Annotated in this window: 16 protein-coding genes, 1 pseudogene and 1 other annotated feature; of the genes and pseudogenes, 10 read left to right on the top strand and 7 right to left on the bottom strand. The window is 40.3% G+C overall.

Annotated elements, in window-relative coordinates; genetic code table 11:
• Nucleotides 1-244 precede the first annotated feature (244 nt).
• Nucleotides 245-2,278 (top strand): M13 family metallopeptidase, encoded by a 2,034-nt coding sequence (locus P3L37_RS09450; protein ID WP_109912271.1) that lies wholly within the window; start codon nucleotides 245-247, stop codon nucleotides 2,276-2,278.
• A 475-nt stretch (nucleotides 2,279-2,753) separates the two neighbouring features.
• On the opposite strand, the gene sodC is transcribed toward P3L37_RS09450, so the two are convergent.
• Together sodC and topA are read right to left on the bottom strand one after the other, a co-directional pair.
• Nucleotides 2,754-3,278, bottom strand: coding sequence for a superoxide dismutase family protein (gene sodC, locus P3L37_RS09445; protein WP_042851597.1), 525 nt, complete (start codon nucleotides 3,276-3,278; stop codon nucleotides 2,754-2,756).
• Nucleotides 3,279-3,596: 318 nt separating this feature from the next.
• Nucleotides 3,597-6,203, bottom strand: coding sequence for a type I DNA topoisomerase (topA, locus tag P3L37_RS09440; protein WP_004911045.1), 2,607 nt, complete (start codon nucleotides 6,201-6,203; stop codon nucleotides 3,597-3,599).
• 290 nt (nucleotides 6,204-6,493) lie between these two features.
• Here topA and P3L37_RS09435 point away from each other — a divergent pair, with 290 nt between their 5' ends.
• Entirely contained in the window at nucleotides 6,494-6,751 is a 258-nt protein-coding gene (locus P3L37_RS09435) for a DUF2498 family protein (protein WP_094960535.1), read from the top strand.
• A 96-nt stretch (nucleotides 6,752-6,847) separates the two neighbouring features.
• Here P3L37_RS09435 and sohB read toward each other — a convergent pair whose 3' ends face one another.
• Entirely contained in the window at nucleotides 6,848-7,894 is a 1,047-nt protein-coding gene (gene sohB, locus P3L37_RS09430) for a protease SohB (RefSeq protein ID WP_238562744.1), read from the bottom strand.
• 178 nt (nucleotides 7,895-8,072) lie between these two features.
• On the opposite strand from sohB, the gene P3L37_RS09425 reads away from it, so the two are divergent.
• The 3 genes from P3L37_RS09425 (at nucleotide 8,073) to P3L37_RS09415 (ending at nucleotide 9,694) form a co-directional block, all read left to right on the top strand.
• Complete coding sequence (locus tag P3L37_RS09425; protein WP_109912273.1) at nucleotides 8,073-8,837, top strand: YciK family oxidoreductase; 765 nt, start codon at nucleotides 8,073-8,075, stop codon at nucleotides 8,835-8,837.
• Nucleotides 8,838-8,842: 5 nt separating this feature from the next.
• Complete coding sequence (cobO, locus tag P3L37_RS09420) at nucleotides 8,843-9,433, top strand: cob(I)yrinic acid a,c-diamide adenosyltransferase (RefSeq protein WP_004911054.1); 591 nt, start codon at nucleotides 8,843-8,845, stop codon at nucleotides 9,431-9,433.
• Between the two features lie 81 nt (nucleotides 9,434-9,514).
• Nucleotides 9,515-9,694, top strand: coding sequence for a hypothetical protein (locus tag P3L37_RS09415; protein WP_042851598.1), 180 nt, complete (start codon nucleotides 9,515-9,517; stop codon nucleotides 9,692-9,694).
• Between the two features lie 217 nt (nucleotides 9,695-9,911).
• Here the strand turns inward: P3L37_RS09415 and aphA are convergent, their stop codons facing one another.
• The 4 genes from aphA to rnm form a co-directional block, all read right to left on the bottom strand.
• A complete protein-coding gene (gene aphA, locus P3L37_RS09410; protein WP_004911059.1) occupies nucleotides 9,912-10,625 on the bottom strand; it encodes an acid phosphatase AphA in 714 nt (237 codons plus the stop codon).
• A gap of 299 nt (nucleotides 10,626-10,924) precedes the next feature.
• Nucleotides 10,925-11,842: a 23S rRNA pseudouridine(2605) synthase RluB gene (gene rluB / locus P3L37_RS09405; RefSeq protein WP_004911066.1), complete on the bottom strand. Its 918-nt coding sequence runs from the start codon at nucleotides 11,840-11,842 to the stop codon at nucleotides 10,925-10,927.
• Nucleotides 11,843-12,044: 202 nt separating this feature from the next.
• Nucleotides 12,045-12,665: an L-threonylcarbamoyladenylate synthase gene (locus tag P3L37_RS09400; protein ID WP_004911068.1), complete on the bottom strand. Its 621-nt coding sequence runs from the start codon at nucleotides 12,663-12,665 to the stop codon at nucleotides 12,045-12,047.
• Nucleotides 12,666-12,815: 150 nt separating this feature from the next.
• Entirely contained in the window at nucleotides 12,816-13,712 is an 897-nt protein-coding gene (rnm, locus tag P3L37_RS09395; RefSeq protein ID WP_004911072.1) for an RNase RNM, read from the bottom strand.
• Nucleotides 13,713-13,851: 139 nt separating this feature from the next.
• Nucleotides 13,852-13,953 (top strand) — a sequence feature (Trp leader region).
• Between the two features lie 26 nt (nucleotides 13,954-13,979).
• Here rnm and P3L37_RS09390 point away from each other — a divergent pair.
• The 5 genes and pseudogenes from P3L37_RS09390 to trpA all read left to right on the top strand — a co-directional run bounded on the left by P3L37_RS09390 (nucleotide 13,980) and on the right by trpA (nucleotide 20,626).
• The gene (locus P3L37_RS09390; protein ID WP_222959607.1) at nucleotides 13,980-15,554 is read left to right on the top strand and encodes an anthranilate synthase component 1; all 1,575 of its coding nucleotides are present in this window, start codon (nucleotides 13,980-13,982) and stop codon (nucleotides 15,552-15,554) included.
• A pseudogene (trpD, locus tag P3L37_RS09385) lies at nucleotides 15,554-17,188 on the top strand (bifunctional anthranilate synthase glutamate amidotransferase component TrpG/anthranilate phosphoribosyltransferase TrpD). Before P3L37_RS09390 ends, trpD begins: the two are co-directional and overlap by 1 nt.
• A gap of 1 nt (nucleotide 17,189) precedes the next feature.
• A complete protein-coding gene (trpCF, locus tag P3L37_RS09380) occupies nucleotides 17,190-18,566 on the top strand; it encodes a bifunctional indole-3-glycerol-phosphate synthase TrpC/phosphoribosylanthranilate isomerase TrpF (RefSeq protein ID WP_110731955.1) in 1,377 nt (458 codons plus the stop codon).
• A 63-nt stretch (nucleotides 18,567-18,629) separates the two neighbouring features.
• The gene (gene trpB, locus P3L37_RS09375) at nucleotides 18,630-19,820 is read left to right on the top strand and encodes a tryptophan synthase subunit beta (RefSeq protein WP_109912279.1); all 1,191 of its coding nucleotides are present in this window, start codon (nucleotides 18,630-18,632) and stop codon (nucleotides 19,818-19,820) included.
• A complete protein-coding gene (trpA, locus tag P3L37_RS09370) occupies nucleotides 19,820-20,626 on the top strand; it encodes a tryptophan synthase subunit alpha (RefSeq protein ID WP_004911094.1) in 807 nt (268 codons plus the stop codon). The genes trpB and trpA overlap by 1 nt, the downstream gene beginning before the upstream one ends.
• Nucleotides 20,627-21,034 lie beyond the last annotated feature (408 nt).

Below are 21,034 nucleotides of genomic sequence, written 5' to 3'. Positions count from 1 at the left end.
AAAGTTATAATTAAATAATTTGATATAACCAATATAACATCATTCACAGAAGAATAAACAGTAAGATGATAAAATTTCATCTAAATGCCACTACACTGATGAAAGGCCGTAAGATAGTGCAAAGACGGATTAACTTTATTTCATTATGTGGTTCAATAAGTAAAATGAATTTTGCAGGATCCTCACTGTAAAATTTAACGTATTAAAGTGGATATCATAATTCTCAACGAAGAGAGGTGGTTACATGCGTTTAAATGTTTTGGCTTTAATTATTGGTATGTCGACGATTTCTTTTGCCCCTGCGCTCTTGGCGAAAGAAGTGGCTTATGGACAACAAAAAATTGTTTTGTCTGATACGATTGAACCCGGAAATGATTTTTACCGTTATGTTAATGAAGATTGGATAAATAAAGCGCAAATCCCCACCGGTATGCCACGTATTAACTCTTTCGTGGAATTATACTTAAACACAGAAAAACACATTCAATCGATTATTGATCAATTACAACAGATCCCTGAAAACAAGCTCACGCATAACCAACGAAATATTCGAAATTTATATCTCAGCTACCTGAATGAAGCGGCTATCGAGCAAGCTGGTATTAGCCCAATAAAATCCGATTTAGATGCCATTGCAAAAGCTAAAAATCATCATGATATTAGCCAGCTAATGACACAGCCTGACTATAAATCGCTGATTTCTTATTGGGTAGATTTAGATGCCAAAGCACCTGATACCTATGTGCTTTATATCGGTCAAGGCGGTTTAGGGCTACCGAACCGTACTTATTACCTCGATGACACCCCACAAATGCAAGATATTCGAAAAAGTTATATCGCTTATATCGCTACCATGCTAGAACTGGCGGGTGAAAAAGATGTACAACCTAAAGCGCAGAAAATTTTTGATTTGGAAAAAGCAATTGCAACAGTGCATTGGAGCCCAGAAGCACGCCGTGACACTATCAAAAATTACCATGCAATGTCTCTAGCTGAAATGAAAAATTATACTCAAGGTTTTGATTGGACTAGTTTTATTACCAATCGTAAACTAACAGATAAACAACTTGAGAAAATCATCGTTGAAACAGATAGCGCGGTGGAACAAACCGCAAAAATTTTTGCTGATACCCCGGTTTCGACACTAAAAGATTACCTAACCTTCCAATATATTAGTGAACACGCACGTTATTTAAACCAAACTATCGCGGATGCCCAGTTTGATTTTTATTCGAAAAAACTCAATGGAATTGAAAAACAACGCACTCGCCAAGAACGTGCATTGCAGACTGTTAATTCGCTCCAAGGTGAGCCATTAGGGCAAATTTATGTCGAACAATACTTCGACCCGCAAGCTAAAGAAAAAATTAAAGACTTGGTCAGCTATGTGAGGGGCACATTTAATTCACGCCTAAAAGTCAATGACTGGATGGATGAGCCAACTCGCCAAGAAGCCCTTAAAAAATTAGAGCAATTCACTGTTAAAGTGGGATATCCAGATCAATGGAATGACTTCAGCACAATTAACCTCAAGCCTGACTCATTATTAGAGAATTATAAACAAGTTTTAGCCTGGTCATATGATGATATGATTGGCAAAATTGGCCAACCTGTCCGTCAATGGGAATGGGGCATGACGCCACAAACAGTCAATGCTTATTTCAACCCTGTTCAAAACGAAATTGTGTTCCCAGCGGCAATTTTACAAGCACCTTTCTTTGATCCTAATGTTGACCCAGCCTATAACTATGGTGCAATTGGCGCTGTAATTGGTCACGAGATGGGCCATGGTTTTGATGACCAAGGCAGTTTATACGATGGTACGGGGCAATTACGTAACTGGTGGAGTGAGAGTGCCAAAACTCACTTTAAAGAGAAAACAGCCAAGCTTGTTGAGCAGTATAACGCATTTGCTGTTGATGGTTTAAATGTGAATGGTGAGCTTACATTAGGTGAAAACATTGGCGATCTCGGTGGATTAAATATCGCCTTGAGTGCTTATAAACAATTTGCCAAAGAAAATTACCCAAATGGTGAGCCCCCAATTATTGACGGAACAACTGGGTTACAACGTTTCTTCATTGCTTGGGCTCGTACTTGGCAAGAACTGTCAAATAAAGAATCTGAGCGTAATAAGATTATGACAGACCCTCATAGCCCTAACCAATTCCGTGCTAATGGCGTAGTACGCAATATTGATGACTGGTATCAAACATTTGGTGTTGATAAAAATAACACACTATATTTGGTACCAGAGCAACGTATTCGTATTTGGTAATTTATCAATGAAAAAAGAAGGCTCGAGATTTAACTTGAGCCTTCTTTTTATGACTAGAAAAATTAAATTGTTTTCAAATCAATCCAATACGCTAAATAGTTCACGTTATGGTTAGGCCTCAAGCGGCGCTAAGCCCTAGGAGCATACATCAGTATACGATTAAAATTAGTAAACCCAGCTAACAACACTGCTGTTTAAATCACTTTCTAATCAATACAATACGCTAAATAGCTCAAGTTATGGCTAGGCAGCAAGAGACGCTAAGCCCTAGGAGCATACATCAGTATATGATTAAAATTAGTAAACCCAGCTAACAACACTGCTGTTTAAATCACTTTCTAATCAATACAATACGCTAAATAGTTCAAGTTGTGGCTAGGCAGCAAGAGACGCTAAGCCCTAGGAGCATACATAAGTATGTGACTAGGGTTAGCGAGCGCAGCTAACAACGCCACAGCTTGAAATATGACGCGTATTATTTGATGACGCCGCAGGCCATTCTAGCCCCACCACCGCCTAACGCTTCTGGATTATCAGAATAGTTATCACCACCCACATGCACCATCAATGCACGGTCTTGAACATCTTTGAGTGATTTTAAACGTGGTGCTAGTACCGCGTAATCAGCATTACCTTGGCTATCGGCAACTAGACCGGGTAAATCACCTAAATGCCCTGTGTTATCATAAGGGCCTTTGTGGACACCTGTTTTAGCGGGGTCTAAATGACCGCCTGCTTTTAATGCAGGTACCGATTTGCCATCTTTCTCTGCGGGTTCGCAACTTGGGTTCTCATGAATATGAAACCCATGAATGCCTGCTTGTAGGCCCGTTAATTTTGGTGTAAATAGTAATCCATATTCTGTTTCTGAGATAACAACTTCACCAATTGCTTTACCATCACCTGTTGGGGTCGCTTCTTTTAATACAACAGTAGATTGAGCAGCGTATGCTGTCCCCGCTGTCAATAATGCAGCCAGTAAACACATTTTTAACTTCATTTTGCCTCCGGTGGATAACTTTTATCTATCATTCCATCGACTTACCTAAAGACCTTAACAAGGTAAGAACTATTACTATCTATTGATAATTACAATGACTCTATCTTAAGTTAACACAAATTAGTTATCACTTTGGTGCTACATTTGAGTTTAGTTAAAAATTGGCGGTTATATCACAGTGAGCGATAAGAAATAAAGGAAATGACAGTATAACAGTGGGTTATTCACCGATAGGCATTGATATGAAATTGACAAGTTAATAAAAAAGCCAATCAAATTAAATGATTGGCTTTTTTGTTTGAATGCAAAAGGGAATTATTATTTCTCTTTCACTTCCCATTTACCATCAACGTAGAATGCACTCCAACCCGTCGCTTTACCATTTTTTTCTGAAGAAACATATTGCTGTTTCGTTTTACGACTAAAACGGACGACAGTTGGGTTACCTTCGCCATCTTCAGCTGGTGCTTCAGCCAAATAAGCCAGTTTTTCAGGTAAACGGTCTTTAAAGCGCTGTAATTCTGCAACTAATGGTGCACGCGTTTCTCGTGATTTTGGGAATGTGTTTGCCGCAAGGAAAACCCCAGCAGCACCATCACGTAACACAAAATACGCATCGGATTTTTCACATGGAAGTTCCGGTAATGGAACCGGGTCTTCTTTCGGTGGTGCGACTTCGCCACTTCGTAAGATTTTACGCGTATTTTTACACTCTTCGTTAGTACAACCCATGTACTTACCAAAACGCCCCATTTTCAGGTGCATTTCTGATCCACACTTGTCACATTCAATGACTGGGCCGTCATAACCCTTAATACGAAATTCGCCTTCTTCGATTTCATAACCTTCACATGCAGGGTTATTACCACATACATGTAATTTACGGCCATTATCAATCAAATAGCTGTCCATCGCGGTGCCACACTTTGGACAGCGACGTTTTGCTCTTAACGCATTAGTTTCCGCATCATCCCCTTCAAGCACATTCAAGACTTCGTCTTCAGGGATAAGGTTTATTGTTTTCTTACAACGTTCTTTTGGTGGTAGTGCGTAACCAGAACAACCTAAAAATACCCCGGTTGATGCAGTACGGATACCCATATGACGTTCACAATCAGGGCAAATGATTGAGGTGATCACCATTGGGTTAGTACGCATTCCCCCTTCCTCTGGTTCTTTTTCAGCAACATCTAGCTGCTTACTAAAGTCAGAGAAGAATTCATCTAATACGGCTTTCCACTCAGCATCATGGTTTGCAACATGGTCCAGTTGGTCTTCCATACGCGCAGTAAAATCGTAGTTCATCAGGTCGTTAAAGTTTTCCTCTAAACGATCCGTGACAATCTCACCCATTTTCTCTGCATAAAAACGACGATTTTCAACTTTGACATAACCTCTGTCTTGGATCGTCGAAATAATCGCTGCATACGTCGAAGGACGACCAATACCACGTTTTTCGAGCTCTTTAACTAAAGATGCTTCACTAAAGCGAGCTGGTGGCTTAGTAAAGTGCTGGCTAGGTAATAGCTCAATTAAAGATAACTCCGCACCAACTTGTATTGGTGGCAATGTTTTATCTTCATCATTTTTACGCAGTGCAGGCATGACTTTCGTCCAACCATCGAAACGTAAAGTACGCCCTTTGGCTTTTAGTTCAAAATCACCTGCTTTGACTGTCAAGGTTGTTGAATCATATTTTGCTGGCGTCATTTGACAGGCCACAAACTGATTCCAAATTAATTGATACAACCTTTTCGCATCGTTCTCCATGTCTTTTAGTGACTCAGGTAAAACATCGACACTAGAAGGACGAATGGCTTCGTGCGCCTCTTGCGAATTATCTTTACTGCTATAAACATTCGCATCTTTTGGCAGATATTTAGCGCCAAAATTATCATTAATATAGCCACGAACCATATCCAATGCATCTTGGCTCAAGTTTGTTGAGTCAGTACGCATATAAGTGATATACCCTGCTTCATAAAGACGCTGAGCCATCATCATGGTTTTTTTCACGCCAAAACCTAAACGAGTACTGGCGGCTTGTTGCAACGTTGACGTGATATACGGTGCGCTCGGCTTACTTGATGTCGGCCTATCTTCACGGTCAACAACCGCAAAACGGGCTTTTTCAAGTAGCTTAACTGCTGCCTCTGTTTGCGCTTTATTGACTGGTTTAAATGCCTTACCACCTTGTGAAGTGACTTCCATACGCAAGTTAGCGATATCTTTATCAGCTAAATCGGCATGCAGTTCCCAATATTCTTCAGGGACGAAAGCTTTAATTTCCCGTTCACGTTCAACAATGAGTTTCACTGCAACTGACTGAACACGGCCAGCCGATAAGCCACGAGCGACTTTTTTCCACAGCAACGGAGAAACCATATAACCCACAACTCGGTCCATAAAACGACGCGCTTGTTGTGCGTTAACTCTATCTATGTTTAATTCCCCAGGGCTATCAAATGCCTGAGTGATCGCATTTTTGGTGATCTCATTAAATACAACACGACTAAAACGAGAATCGTCTCCACCTATCACTTCGCGTAAATGCCACGCAATAGCTTCCCCTTCGCGGTCCAAGTCCGTTGCGAGGTAGATGTGTTCGGCATCCTCCGCCAATGATTTAAGTTCAGAAACCACTTTTTCTTTACCCGGTAGAATTTGATAATTCGCTTTCCAACCATGATAAGGGTCGATCCCCATGCGCTTAACTAACGCATCACGCGGATCTTTTTTTACTTTCTTTGTTTTGTCGGTAGATGAGCCTGTACTCTTTTGTGAGCCGGTTTGTGAACCAGAGCCGCTTTTCGGCAGATCACGAATGTGGCCAACGCTGCTTTTTACAACGTAGCCACTGCCAAGATACTTATTAATCGTTTTGGCCTTTGCCGGGGACTCCACTATAACAAGAGCTTTACCCATATTTACCTTTACCTAAATATCAACAATGGCGCATTTCTACATTAAAATGCGCAAAATGAGAATCTCTTTTTTATATTGCGACACAATCACAATATATCAATATATTTTTAAACAATTATTTGTGTTGAAACAAAACTTATAAACTCAATCACGTTATTCTAAAAAGCACAAAGTGTCTGCTAGTTGACTGATTTTAACCACATAAAGATGTTTAGTCACAATTGAAAACCACACACTCTACCTGATAAAATGCTAGAAGCAACCAATTATTTTTTCAAGGAAGCCAAGTTATGCAAGATAATTTACCGTTCATCACAAAAAAAGAGTTACTTGAAAAAGCTAATGATATCATAAAGAAACATGATGATTATATTCATGGTATGTTTGTTGACACCGTTGAGCAGCATCGGGGTACATTGGTATTTAAAGGAGAATTCTTCTTAGATGAGAACAATATTCCTACTTTAAAAAGTACAGCTGCTTTTAATATGTACAAACATCTCGCTCATGTACTGTCAGAACAATACCAATTAAGTGATAATAACTAATTAACACGTTTGCTTTTTGTATAAAATTTACCGGCTTTAACGCCGGTAAATTAATAGTAGATTTAAAAACGCTTATTCGCTAGGCGAAATTTAAAATTACAAGAGTGGTTTTTGCCCGCGTTGCCACCAGCGCAATAATAAGTTATCCACGCTCTTTGCCGCGCTTCCCATAAACTTATCCATCATTTTTTTACTTAACACATAACGAATACTAACTATTTCCTTAGTATCAATTGCATTAATAATAAAATCATCACTTACGCCAATTTTATCCACAAGCCCTTTTTCAATTGCCTGCGAACCATACCAATATTCCCCTGTTGCAACTGCAGAAATATCTAAAGATGGGCGGTTTTGATGAACAAATTGTTTAAACAATTCATGCGTTGAATTTAAATCTTCAACAAATTTTTTACGGCCTTGTTCCGTGTTTTCACCTAACATGGTCAATGTACGCTTGTATTCACCTGCGGTATGAAGTTCAACGTCAACATCATGTTTTTTTAATAACCGATGAATATTCGGAATTTGAGCAACCACACCAATCGAACCAATAATGGCAAATGGTGCAGCAATAATTTTATCTGCAATGCATGCCATCATGTATCCGCCACTCGCCGCAACTTTATCAACCGCAATGGTAAGTGGGATATTTTTTTCTTTGATTCTTAATAATTGAGAAGCTGCTAAACCGTAACCATGAACCATTCCACCAGGGCTTTCAAGTCTTAACAAAACTTCATCTTGTTGATCGGCAACAGCAATAATTGCACTGATCTCTTCACGTAAAGAGGCAACTTCACGGGCATCCATGCTACCTTTAAAGTCTAAGACATATAAACAAGGTTTTTTAACCCCTGTTTGGCCTAATTTCGCCCCTGTTTTCTCACTTTTTGATTTCGCTTTTTGCTGCTTTTTAAATGCTTTCAACCACGCTTTATGTTCTGGTTCATTCATTTTAATTTGTTGCATTTGGCGTTGGCGGTCACGATAACTTTCACCTAAATCTGTGATTTTTAAAGCACCTTTAGCCCCTTGTCGGCGCATACCTACGCCAAACACAAAGACAGCTAGCAAAACCACCGCCACCAAAATAGTGACGACTTTTGCTAAAAATAGCCCATACAATGAGAAATACTCCACAATCTGATCCTTTTGATGTTTATCTTCAATTACAAAAATAATCTCACGATTACGTGCAAACAACCAGAAAAAAACAGAGTTAGCACACAAACTTCGTTAATAACTATGTTAGATTAGCCAATTATCACAATCAGTGCGATGATAACCGTACATGCTAATCACAATAGTAGGAAAGAATATGCTCCAATATCAACCTAGACAAGACCTATTGAAAGGTAAAACGATTCTTGTAACCGGTGCCGGTGATGGCATTGGCCGTGAAGCCGCTCTCACTTATGCGCGCTATGGCGCATCCCTTATCCTTGTTGGTAGAACACAGCATAAATTACAATCCGTTAGTGATGAAATAGCCGCTTTAGGTGGAAGTAAGCCACCTTGCTTTATATTAGACTTATTAACTGCAACAATTGATGACTGCTATACTCTAGCCTCGCAAGTTGCCGCAATAACACCTTATTTAGATGGCGTATTACACAATGCCGGAATACTTGGTGTCGTTGCCCCCATCACTGAGCAACCCAGCGACCTATGGCATGATGTTATGCAAATAAATGTTAATGCCACATTTATGCTAACTCAAGCATTGCTCCCTTTGTTACTCAAAGCACCTAATGCCTCATTAGTTTTCACCAGTTCGAGTGTAGGTAAGCAAGGTCGCGCCGGTTGGGGCGCCTATGCTGTATCAAAATTTGCCACCGAAGGTTTAATGCAAGTGCTAGCCGAAGAATATAAGCAGACTAATCTTCGTGTAAATTGTATTAACCCAGGCGGCACTCGAACCTCAATGCGAGCAAGTGCATTTCCTGATGAAAATCCGCTTAAATTAAAAACCCCTGCTGATATCATGCCTATTTATATCTATTTGATGGGCGATGATAGCCTGCGTAAAACGGGAAGTAGTTATGATGCTCAACCCGGACGTAAACCTGGTGCTGCGGAGTAAACACGATGTCTCAAAATCGACACGAAGAACGCCAACAACGTTTAAAAGAAAAAGTAGATGCACGTATTGAAGCCGCACAAATTGAACGAGGGATCGTTATTGTCTTTACTGGAAATGGGAAAGGCAAAACCACAGCCGCATTTGGAACTGTCTGCCGTACAGTAGGCCATGGTAAAAAAGCCGCTGTTGTTCAATTTATTAAAGGAGGTTGGGATAATGGCGAACGCGAACTACTAGAACCACAAGGCGTCCCCTTCTATGTTATGTCAACAGGGTTTACGTGGGAGACTCAAAATAAAGAGACCGATACCCTTGCTTGTATGGAAACTTGGCAGTACGCCAAGCAATTGTTAAGTGACCCACAGTACGATTTAGTCATTTTAGATGAGCTCACCTATATGGTGAGTTATCATTACCTCGAATTAGCAGAGGTGGTTCAAGCATTACAAAGCCGTCCTACCAATCAGTCTGTCGTGATCACGGGTAGAGGTTGCCACCGAGATTTGATCGAATTAGCCGATACAGTAACAGAAATGCGCCCAGTGAAACATGCATTTGATATTGGGATTAAAGCTCAAAAAGGGATTGATTGGTAACTAACCACTAAATAAAGTGCAATAATTCGATATTTATACAGTTGTGGTACTGTTAAAGTTAAAGGAGATACTCTAAATAACTTGTATGGTTCAATTGCTGCAAATGTGAATAATAACGCTGCTGCACGTAACGATGTTTACATTAAACTCAAAGCGACATTCAATAATAATTATGGGCAAATTACAGCCGCTAATAACCAAAAGCTTGATATTGGCACATTAGAAAACTACGCAGGAAAAGTGACTGCTGGGAAAACCTAACTATTGATTCCAAAAATCGGGTTAATAATCAGTATGGGGCTTTACGTTCGACTAATACCACTAAGATCACCAGCCCTATCGTCACGAGTGGAACGACAGGAAGCATCTCCGGTAATCGTGTGATTATTGATGCTGTTGTGACTAACTAAAATATCCTACGCTTAAAAAAGGCGGTCATTTCTAAATGACCGCCTTTTTATTATGGCTAATTACAGAATTAATATTCTGAATTAATCACCACCTCTTCACCAAAACGCCCTGCTTTTGGTAATGGTTGATAAGACGAATTAGCTGCACGTAAAATACGGACACCACGAATACCTAACTCATGAGCTGCCGCGATATCTGCATCAGCATCACCATAATAGATGGTTAATTTGTGATCGCGCATCCAGCTCACCTTATTATTTTGCCCTGGCTCATCGCCTGCAAAAATGACAGGTTGCATTTTATCTGCAGGTATTGCTAAACCTTCTTGAACGTATTTAGTCACCGTTTCTGTTTTTGTTTTCGTACGGCCTGTGATGAAATAGACAGTATCACCGCGATCTAAGTGCATTTTGACTAAATCAATACCCACTTGTTTTGGCATACTGAATTTGTCCCACTCATTATTCATTTTTTCCCAAAATTGTTGGTTTTTGAGATAGCTAAAGTCGTTAGGAGAGAACTCTAATTTACCACGGTAAAAACCTGGACTCGAAAATAACACCGTATCATCGATATCAAACCCAACAGCCATTGGCGCTTTGCCTTCTAGGCTTTGTTTAATTTGTTCGATGGAAACCCAATGAATAGGCTGTTGTTGAGCTAGTTCAACAACGGTAACCCCAGGGCTTACGGTTTCTGGCATTGGAATTTTTGCTTGAGACGTTGCTGTAAAACTTAATGCCAATGCAATCGCACTCAAAGTCAGTGTTATTTTTTTCATGTTTTGTCCTTATTCAGGTTTATCCACTTAAACCATTCTTTATTTATCTGGATAAACTGGGTAAGTAATAGGTTTATCTGTAAATTTGTCTTTATTATCAGTAGTAACCCAATATTTTGTGAGGAATATCCCACAAGAAGGGTCATACTAAGACTTTTAATTACATTAAAATGAGACGGATATCTCATAAATATCATCTCTTACTGATAGCTTTCATAATAATGTGAACTAGAACATTAGATCAAAAAAAGCTGAGGGTGGAGCCTCAGCTTTTTTAATATTCGAGAATTGCAATTAATCTAGATGCGAGTACGACGTTTCGCCGTTGGTCTTGAAGATTGACGTTTTGATGCAGGACGTGATGCAACTTGCGTATGGCGTTTTACTGCACGGCGAATTTGGTTCGCTTTAATACGACGTTGGTCACGCTCAACGGCAACTTTGCTTTCAGTTTCTACCGGCAATTCCACCAGCTCGCGGAGATAATTGGTTTGTTCTAAACCCAGTTCCGTCCATCCTCCACGTGGTAAACCTTTCGGTAAATCAATATCACCATAACGCACACGGATTAAACGGCTCACTTGAACACCAACCGATTCCCAAAGGCGACGGACCTCGCGGTTACGCCCTTCAGTTAAAGTGACGTTAAACCATTGATTCATCCCTTCTCCGCCACGGTAAGAAACCGTTTTAAAAGAAGCAGGACCATCTTCCAACTGTACGCCTTGTGTTAATTGACGAATTTTTGCTTCATTGATTTCACCAAACACACGTACAGCATATTCACGCTCAACTTCACGGCTCGGGTGCATTAAACGATTAGCTAGCTCACCATCAGTCGTAAATAACAATAAACCACTGGTGTTAACATCTAAGCGGCCAACAGCAATCCACCGTGCTCCCGTTAAGCGAGGTAAACGGTTAAAGACAGTTGGGCGCCCTTCTGGATCATGGCGTGTACATAATTCACCTTCTGGCTTGTAATAAGCCATTACACGGCAAATTTCTTTTTCAGGTTCTTTGATAGCTAATAAACGACCATCTAAACGAATTTTTGTTGCTGGTGTGACTTCAACACGGTCTCCAAGTGTCGCAATTTTGCCATCAACACTAATACGACCCGCTTGCAGGAATGTTTCGATTTCTCGACGAGAACCATGCCCTGAACGAGCAAGGATTTTCTGTAATTTTTCAGTTTTTTGCGGTTTTACGCTCATGTAACCCTCTGCTGTCGCCTTCACAGGCGTCAAATATCTTTTTGGCGCGTCATCTTGTGACCGTACCAAAAAGTAATGAATTTGAAAACCCGCGCATTATACACAGGTTTGTCCTGAACCCCTATAACTTATCTGAATATCGCACTTTCAATACGATTTTATTTAATTCCGTGCTAAATCTTAGGCTTTTAGGTATTTGTATTTATTCAAAAGGCGTTGGGTCCCCTGTTCCGACGCGTGCCACAACAGGTGTATCATCAGTAAAGTCAATCACAGTTGTTGGTTTTTGCCCGATATAACCACCGTGTATAACTAAATCGACTTGTTTATCAAGTAAATCGCGAATTTCTTCAGGATCTGATTGCGTGAAATCATCGCCAGGCATAATCAAACTGGTTGACATCAAAGGTTCACCAACAGCTTCGAGTAAATCTCGAGCAATCGGGTTTGATGGCACTCGTAAGCCAATGGTTTTACGTTTTTCATTCATTAAACGCCGTGGAACTTCTTTCGTTGCCCGTAAAATAAAGGTGTAATTACCTGGCGTATTATTTTTAATTAAACGGAAAACGGTGTTATCAACATGTGCGTAATTCGATAGCTCAGAGAGATCTCGACACATTAAAGTGAAATTATGGTTAGCATCAAGCTGACGGATACGACAAATACGTTGCAAAGCATCTTTTTCTTCTAAACGGCATCCAATGGCGTATCCTGAATCCGTAGGGTAAACAATGACACCGCCTTTATTTAGAATTTCAACACTCTGGCTAATCAGCCTTGCTTGAGGATTATCCGGATGGACATAAAAAAACTGGCTCATACATACCTCTAATTTTTGGGTATCGACAGCATCACCCGGCAAAAACACCTATAAATGCTACTATCTCTTAATTCCATGAGATGACCTACTCAGAAATAAATCATCACTTATAATAATTATTTTACACCGCATTATTAATACATCAATTAATTAGCTGCTTTTTACCGCATTCCAAAGCGTCCAGACTGCATTATCATCATTAGGTAACCATAAATTTCGGCCAAGCTCTATCCAAGAACATGGCCGATGAAAATCTGAACCCACCGATGTGTATAAATTTGCATTATTGGCTAATTCCGCTAAATACTGCTTTTCATGTGGCGGCTGCTGGCAATGAGAAACTTCCATGGCATCACCTCCACACTGTTTAAAATACGCAACCAACCGTTTTAACCATTTATTGGATAATTGATATTTCGCAGGATGAGCTAATACTGCAATACCACCGGCCGCATGAATTGCGTCGATAGAGTCTTGAATTGAGCACCACTTCGCAGGAACGTAACCTATTTTTCCTTTTGATAAATAACGCTTAAATACGTTATTAATGGTTTTTTCTTTACCTATTTTCACAATATACTGTGCAAAATGAGCCCGCGTTACCTGCCCACCACCAGAAATATGTTGCGCATTTTCCCATGCGTCATCAATCCCTGCTTTTTGTAATCGCCTGCCCATCTCAATACCACGCTCGAAGCGACGTTCAGATTGTGCTTTCAACAATTGAGCCATAGCGGGGTGTGAAGTCGAAAAATTTAACCCCACAATATGTATTTCAATGTTTTCCCACAGTGTCGAAATTTCAACACCATTGACTAACTCAATTGGCCTTTCATTTTCAGTAAGATAGCGACGAGCCTCAAATACACCTTCACAGGTATCATGATCTGTGATCGCTAAAATATTAACCCCTTTTTCAATCGCACGTTCGATTAACTCTGCTGGAGTAAGGTCACCATCCGAAGCATTCGTATGGCTATGTAAGTCGTAGCGAGTCACTAATGGCGGCGAAGCAGTCGACAGATTGATATCTTCTCTAATTTCCATGTACAACTATATTTCCTAATAAAGTAACAAAGTTCTTGACATAAACAACGCGATCCAGTTAACTAGTACGCAAGATAGCTAAGGCTAAAAATCATCAGTTTATCCAGTGAGGCATATAATGAATTTATTTAACTTATCAAATCGTTGGTGGCGTGACTTCCCAAATTGGGCGGAAGCCGCACACGCATAGTTATTGTATGTCTCAGTGCCAAACCCGCCCTTCATCGGCGGGTTTTTTTATGTCAAAAATTAGCGTAAGGCAACATAATGAACGAACAAAACACCACATTAGCACATTTTAAGTATCTGGATAGCCCAATTAATTATCAGCCTGACCCTACATTATTATTTAATCATCTGTGCCATCAAGTTCCATCGACAATGTTGTTGGAGTCTGCTGAAATTAATAATAAGGCCAACTTACAAAGCTTACTGGTTGTCAACAGCGCGCTACGTATTCGTGCTTTTGGCCAACAAGTTGAAATAGAAGCATTGACGCCAAATGGTCAAGCCTTATTACCAAAGCTGTTAGCACAATTAACCCATTTAATCACACATCATAGCATGCAAGAAAATAGGTTAACGGTAACGTTTAGCCAACCTGCAAAGGATTTAGACGAAGATAATCGCCTGAAGGCAGCATCTTGTTTAGACGTTTTACGTGCTCTGCCCGTTCTCGCGCAAGCCTATTCAACAAAACCTGAAAACCTGTTTGTTGGTGGTTTGTTTGCATACGATTTAGTCGCCAGTTTTGAAGATTTACCCAAGGTGAATACCGTTAATCACTGCCCTGACTATTGTTTTTTTGTTGCTGAGCATTATTTAGTGATTGACCACCAAAATCAGGCTGCTCGACTCAAAAGTTGCCTATTTACGCAAAATGAGCAAGATGTCGAAACGGTTACACAACGCCACGCACAAATTATCGCTTCGTGCCGTGCGTTCTTACCCGCACTTCCTTTAGCAACAGCACCTGATTTTGCGGTCTCGATAAACAAAAATGACCAACAATACGGGGAAATTGTCACCTCATTAAAAGAAGCCATATACCGTGGTGATATTTTTCAGGTTGTGCCTTCTCGTAAATTTACGATGCCATGCTCACATCCCTTAATTGCATATCAAAAACTCAAAGCACAAAACCCAAGCCCTTATATGTTCTACATGCAAGATGAAGCATTCACACTCTTTGGGGCTTCACCTGAAAGCGCACTCAAATATGCAACAGCAAATCGCAAAGTGGAAATTTATCCTATCGCAGGAACCCGCCCTCGTGGGCGTAACGCGCAGGGTGAATTAGACCTCGACTTAGACAGCCGAATTGAACTTTCCATGCGCTCAGATGAAAAAGAACTCGCTGAACACATCATGTTAGTTGACTTAGCTCGCAACGATTTAGCCCGTATTTGTGAAGCCGGTAGCCGTTACGTCGCCAACCTAACTAAGGTTGACCGTTACTCTTTCGTGATGCACTTAGTTTCTCATGTTGTGGGAACATTGCGCCAAGATTTAGATGTTTTTCATGCATACCAAGCTTGCATGAATATGGGGACTTTAACGGGTGCACCAAAGGTAAAAGCCATGCAACTGATTGCTCAATATGAGCAAGAACGCCGAGGGTCATACGGAGGAGCTGTAGGATATTTTCAAGGAAATGGTGATTTTGATACCTGTATCGTTATTCGCTCTGCGTACGTAGAAAATGGTATTGCCACTGTGCAAGCGGGAGGTGGTGTCGTTCTAGATTCCGTACCTCAAGCTGAAGCCGATGAAACCCGTAATAAGGCACGTGCAGTGATCCGTGCAATTGCCCAAGCACATCAAGTTAAGGAGTTATTCTAATGGCGAACATTTTACTGCTCGATAACGTTGACTCCTTTACTTATAACCTAGTAGACCAACTGCGCACAGGTGGCCATAACGTGGTTATTTATCGCAATACAGTCAATGTAGAACATATTTTATCTGTATTAAATCAAATGATTTCACCGATACTAGTCTTATCACCCGGCCCTGGTAAACCGAGTGAAGCAGGTTCAATGCCAGAAGTATTAATGCGAGTAAAAGGCAAAATTCCTGTTATTGGTATTTGCTTAGGTCACCAAGCCATCGTTGAAGCTTATGGCGGAACGGTTTCAGCCGCAGGTGAAATTTTGCATGGTAAATCTTCGATTGCCACACATGATGGTTTAGCTATGTTTAATCATCTTGAAAACCCAATATCAGTGGCGCGTTACCACTCTCTTGTTGGTAGCCAAATTCCGGAAAGCTTAACCATTTGTGCCCATTCAAATGGCATGGTCATGGCTGTACGTAATGATAGCGATAGAGTTTGTGGATTCCAATTTCATCCCGAATCCATTTTAACAACGCAAGGTAAACAGTTGCTAGAAAACACTGTGGCATGGGCTCTTTCTACTCCCAATGCAACCGAACCTACTCATTCGCACTAACGGAATACTAAAGAGCCAATTATGCAAAATATTTATGATAAGTTATTTAAAGCGCAACCACTGACTCAACAAGAAAGCCAGTACTTGTTTAATGCTATTATTCAAGGCGAATTAACAGAACCTCAATTAGCTGCTGTGTTAATCAGTATGAAAATGCGAGGTGAACAACCGCAAGAAATTGCTGGAGCCGCGTTAGCTTGTTTAGAGAATGCACAGCCATTTCCCCGCCCTGACTACCCATTCAGCGACATCGTTGGCACTGGGGGAGATGGCGCAAATAGTATCAATATTTCCACAGCAAGCGCATTCGTTGCTGCTGAATGTGGGATTAAAGTGGCGAAACACGGTAATCGAAGTGTTTCGAGCCGTTCAGGTTCTTCGGATTTACTTGCCGCCTTTGGTATCGCCTTAGACCTCAGTGCGCAAAGTGCTCGTGACGCATTAGATGAGCTTGGTGTTTGTTTTTTATTCGCACCACAATACCACAGTGGGTTCCGTCATGCTGCCCCTGTGCGTACTCAACTAAAAACTCGAACGTTATTTAATGTATTGGGGCCATTAATTAATCCAGCTCGCCCACCGATTGCCCTTATCGGTGTGTACCAAGGATCATTGGTAAAACCTGTGTCTGAAACACTACAGATGCTTGGTTTTACCCGTGCAGCTGTGGTACACAGTGGAGGGATGGATGAAGTTTCATTACATGCAGTCACTCAAGTCGCTGAATTAAAAGATGGCAAAGTACAACATTATCAATTAACTGCTGATGATTTTGGGCTAGCACCATATCAATTACGCGACTTAGAAGGCGGTACACCTGATGAAAACCGCGTATTGCTTAGTGATTTACTTCAAGGCCATGGCCAAGCGGCTCACGAAGCGGCTGTAGCGGCCAATGTTGCCATGCTGATGCGTATTAATGGCCATGAAGATTTAAAACAAAACAGCGAACACGCACTTGCAATTATTCGTAGCGGTAAAGCATTTGACCGCGTTACAGCTCTCGCGGCAAGGAACCAATAAAATGAAAGCGACAGTCTTACAAAAAATTGTTGATGATAAAGTTGACTATTTAATTGAACGCAAAGCCAAGCAGCCGTTAGAAAGCTTTATTGCTGAAGTTCAGCCTAGCCAGCGTAGTTTCTATAACGCACTAAGCGCTAAACGCCCTGTTTTTATTTTAGAGTGCAAAAAAGCGTCTCCTTCAAAGGGTTTGATCCGTGCTGATTTCGACCCTGCGATGATAGCCAAGACATATGCACCTTATGCGAGTGCGATTTCCGTTCTCACCGATGAAAAATATTTTCAAGGCAATATGGATTACTTAACGATTGTCAGTAATACCGTAAAGCAACCCGTATTATGCAAAGATTTTATCATTGACCCATACCAAATCTATCTTGCACGTTACTACCAAGCAGATGCCATTTTACTGATGTTATCTGTCTTAAATGATGATGAATATATCGCATTGGCTGAAGTTGCTCATCAACTGAGTATGGGGATATTAACGGAAGTCAGTAATGAAGAAGAATTAGAGCGAGCAATTCGGTTAAAAGCCAAAGTGGTTGGCATCAATAACCGGGATTTACGCGACCTTTCTATTGATTTAAATCGGACTCGTGAGCTCGCGCCTCGCTTAGCAAAAGAAACGATAGTGATCAGTGAGTCAGGCATTCATCAACACCAACATATTCAGTCACTGAGACAGTTTGCAAATGGTTTTTTAATTGGTAGCGCACTAATGGAGCAAGCTGACTTAGATAAAGCCATTCGAAACCTGCTAGTTGGGGAACATAAAGTCTGTGGTTTAACCCGCGAACAAGATGCAAAAGCCGCATTTAAAGCAGGAGCACACTACGGTGGATTAATTTTTGCTGAAACCTCCCCGAGAAAAGTGACGTTGTCACAGGCGCAAACTATCATCCATGCTGCGCCGTTAAAATATGTCGGTGTTTTCCGTAATCAGTCCGCCGATTTTGTTGCCCATATTGCCAAACAGCTTGCGTTATCTGCGGTGCAACTACATGGTGAAGAAGACTCTGCTTATATCAATACGTTAAAAACATTTTTACCAAACTACTGTGAAGTTTGGAAAGCGCTTGATATGTCAAGAACAACTTTAAATGACTATGACACACAAGACATTGATGTGTTACTACTGGATAATGGACAAGGTGGCACTGGTAAAACCTTCAATTGGTCAGAAATCCCTTCATCTGCAACACAAAAAATAATGATTGCGGGGGGACTTACACCAGATAACTGCCTAGATGCTGCAAAGTTACTGTGCAACGGATTAGACTTTAATTCAGGGGTTGAAATTGAACCTGGTATAAAAAGTGAACAAAAAATAAATTTGGTGTTGTCAGCGTTGTTAGCCGAATCAACGGCTCACTAATACACAACGAAAAGATAAAACTCCAACACCAATTAATGTAACTGTTAAAATGGACAATAAATAATGAGTAAATTAGATCCGTATTTTGGCGAGTTTGGTGGGCAATATGTCCCAGAAATTCTGATCCCTGCATTAAATCAATTAGAAGACGCGTTTATCGACGCACAGAATGATGCTGAGTTTATTCGTGAATTTCACGACTTACTAAAGAATTATGCAGGTCGCCCTACTGCACTAACATTATGTAAAAACTTAACTGCCGGTACGAAAACAAAACTCTATTTAAAACGCGAAGATTTACTGCACGGCGGCGCCCATAAAACCAACCAAGTATTAGGCCAAGCGCTACTGGCTAAGCGAATGGGAAAAAACGAAATTATTGCAGAAACCGGTGCTGGGCAACATGGAGTTGCAACCGCACTGGCTTGTGCATTATTGAATATGAAATGCCGTATCTACATGGGCGCTAAAGATGTTGAACGCCAGTCTCCCAATGTATTTCGTATGAAATTAATGGGTGCTGAAGTTATATCTGTTCATAGCGGTTCGGCAACCTTGAAAGATGCGTGTAATGAAGCATTAAGGGACTGGTCTGGCAGCTATGATAAAGCTCATTATTTATTAGGAACTGCGGCGGGTCCACACCCTTACCCAACAATTGTACGTGAATTCCAACGTATGATTGGTGATGAAGCAAAACAACAAATTCTTGAAAAAGAAGGCCGTTTACCCGATGCTGTCGTTGCCTGTATTGGTGGTGGTTCAAATGCAATCGGTTTATTTGCCTCTTTTATTCCAGAAGAACATGTGAAACTAATTGGTGTTGAACCTGCTGGATTAGGTATTGAATCAGGCCAACATGGTGCGCCATTAAAACATGGTCGTGTTGGGATTTATTTCGGTATGAAATCACCGATGATGCAAACTAGTGAAGGTCAAATTGAAGAGTCATATTCCATCTCTGCAGGATTAGATTTTCCTTCTGTTGGACCTCAACATGCTCATTTAAATAGTATTGGTCGCGCAGAATATGTTTCGATTACCGATGATGAAGCCCTGAATGCTTTTAAATTATTATCACGTAAAGAAGGAATAATTCCAGCATTAGAATCTTCTCATGCCCTCGCTTATGCATTAAAAATGGCAGAGCAAGAACCCAATAAAGAACAATTATTAATCGTCAATTTGTCTGGCCGTGGTGATAAAGATATTTTTACAGTGCATGATATTTTAGCCAGCAGAGGAGAAATTTAATGGAACGTTATACCCAACTTTTTAAACGTTTAACTCACGATAACCAAGGGGCATTTGTTCCATTTGTCACTTTAGGTGACCCTGATGCTGAATTATCATTAAACATTGTTGATGCTTTGATTGCTGGTGGCGCTGATGCATTAGAGATTGGTATTCCATTTTCTGATCCATTGGCGGATGGCCCAACCATCCAAAATGCAAATTTACGCGCATTTCAAAGTGAAATCACCCCGACTATTTGTTTCGAGTTACTAAGTCGTATTAGAGAAAAACACCCTACTATTCCGATTGGCTTATTAGTGTATGCAAATTTAGTTTTTACCAATGGTATTGAAAATTTTTATATTCGCTGCGAAAAAGCAGGTGTTGATTCCGTATTAGTTGCAGATGTCCCGATGTCCGAATCACAACCATTTCGTGAAGCTGCATTGGCACACAACATTGCTCCTATTTTTATTTGCCCACCCAATGCCAATGATGAATTACTGCAACAAATTGGGAAATATAGCCAAGGTTATACTTATTTGTTATCACGTGCAGGCGTAACAGGCACAGAAAAACGCGCTGAAACGCCATTAGCTCATTTATTGAGCCAATTAAATCAGTATAACGCGGCTCCTGCCCTACAAGGTTTTGGGATATCTGAACCTGAACAAGTCAAAGAAGCGATTAAAAATGGTGCAGCAGGTGCAATTTCTGGTTCAGCCGTGGTTAAAATCATCGAAAACAACTTAAATCGCCCTGATGTTATGCTTACATCATTAACTGAGTTTGTTGCAAAAATGAAAGCAGCAACACAGAAATAGGCTAAACAATAAATAGTAATCAAGTCATACTTAAGTTTATTGGCTTGATTACTTAAATCATATAATTAAATTTTGTCTGGGCGATTTTCAATCCTTTTAACGTTATTTTTAGAAATATTATTTAAATATATTCAGTATTTTTCAGTTTTAAAACTCTCAAATAGTCCAAAAAAACCAATCATAATATTTATTAATATAAACCACCAATATTAAAATCAACAGATACGTGTTATTACACTAGTACTTTCTCTTAATATATCTGTAGCAGAGTAAGTGTTACTATTTGATTAAATTAGCATTTTACGCACTAGATATATAAAACACTATTTATAGTATAATATGGGAGTATTACTCTCCCCATATTTTTATGACTCAACTTAAATACAATTAAATTTTAATGAAAATTAA

This window comes from Providencia sp. PROV114 (genome assembly GCF_032704305.1).
Taxonomy (GTDB): domain Bacteria; phylum Pseudomonadota; class Gammaproteobacteria; order Enterobacterales; family Enterobacteriaceae; genus Providencia; species Providencia rettgeri.
The sequence above is the reverse complement of the archived record's forward strand: the minus strand, read 5'-3'. Positions and strand labels throughout refer to the sequence as shown.

Bases quoted from the DNA above. Each gene is read 5' to 3' on its own strand.
- cobO (WP_004911054.1), top strand. From the start codon at position 8,843: ATGTCTCAAAATCGACACGAAGAACGCCAACAACGTTTAAAAGAAAAA.
- rnm (WP_004911072.1), bottom strand. From the start codon at position 13,712: ATGGAAATTAGAGAAGATATCAATCTGTCGACTGCTTCGCCGCCATTA.
- P3L37_RS09450 (WP_109912271.1), top strand. From the start codon at position 245: ATGCGTTTAAATGTTTTGGCTTTAATTATTGGTATGTCGACGATTTCT.
- aphA (WP_004911059.1), bottom strand. From the start codon at position 10,625: ATGAAAAAAATAACACTGACTTTGAGTGCGATTGCATTGGCATTAAGT.
- rluB (WP_004911066.1), bottom strand. From the start codon at position 11,842: ATGAGCGTAAAACCGCAAAAAACTGAAAAATTACAGAAAATCCTTGCT.
- P3L37_RS09425 (WP_109912273.1), top strand. From the start codon at position 8,073: ATGCTCCAATATCAACCTAGACAAGACCTATTGAAAGGTAAAACGATT.
- trpB (WP_109912279.1), top strand. From the start codon at position 18,630: ATGAGTAAATTAGATCCGTATTTTGGCGAGTTTGGTGGGCAATATGTC.
- P3L37_RS09390 (WP_222959607.1), top strand. From the start codon at position 13,980: ATGAACGAACAAAACACCACATTAGCACATTTTAAGTATCTGGATAGC.
- topA (WP_004911045.1), bottom strand. From the start codon at position 6,203: ATGGGTAAAGCTCTTGTTATAGTGGAGTCCCCGGCAAAGGCCAAAACG.
- P3L37_RS09400 (WP_004911068.1), bottom strand. From the start codon at position 12,665: ATGAGCCAGTTTTTTTATGTCCATCCGGATAATCCTCAAGCAAGGCTG.
- sodC (WP_042851597.1), bottom strand. From the start codon at position 3,278: ATGAAGTTAAAAATGTGTTTACTGGCTGCATTATTGACAGCGGGGACA.
- trpA (WP_004911094.1), top strand. From the start codon at position 19,820: ATGGAACGTTATACCCAACTTTTTAAACGTTTAACTCACGATAACCAA.
- trpCF (WP_110731955.1), top strand. From the start codon at position 17,190: ATGAAAGCGACAGTCTTACAAAAAATTGTTGATGATAAAGTTGACTAT.
- P3L37_RS09435 (WP_094960535.1), top strand. From the start codon at position 6,494: ATGCAAGATAATTTACCGTTCATCACAAAAAAAGAGTTACTTGAAAAA.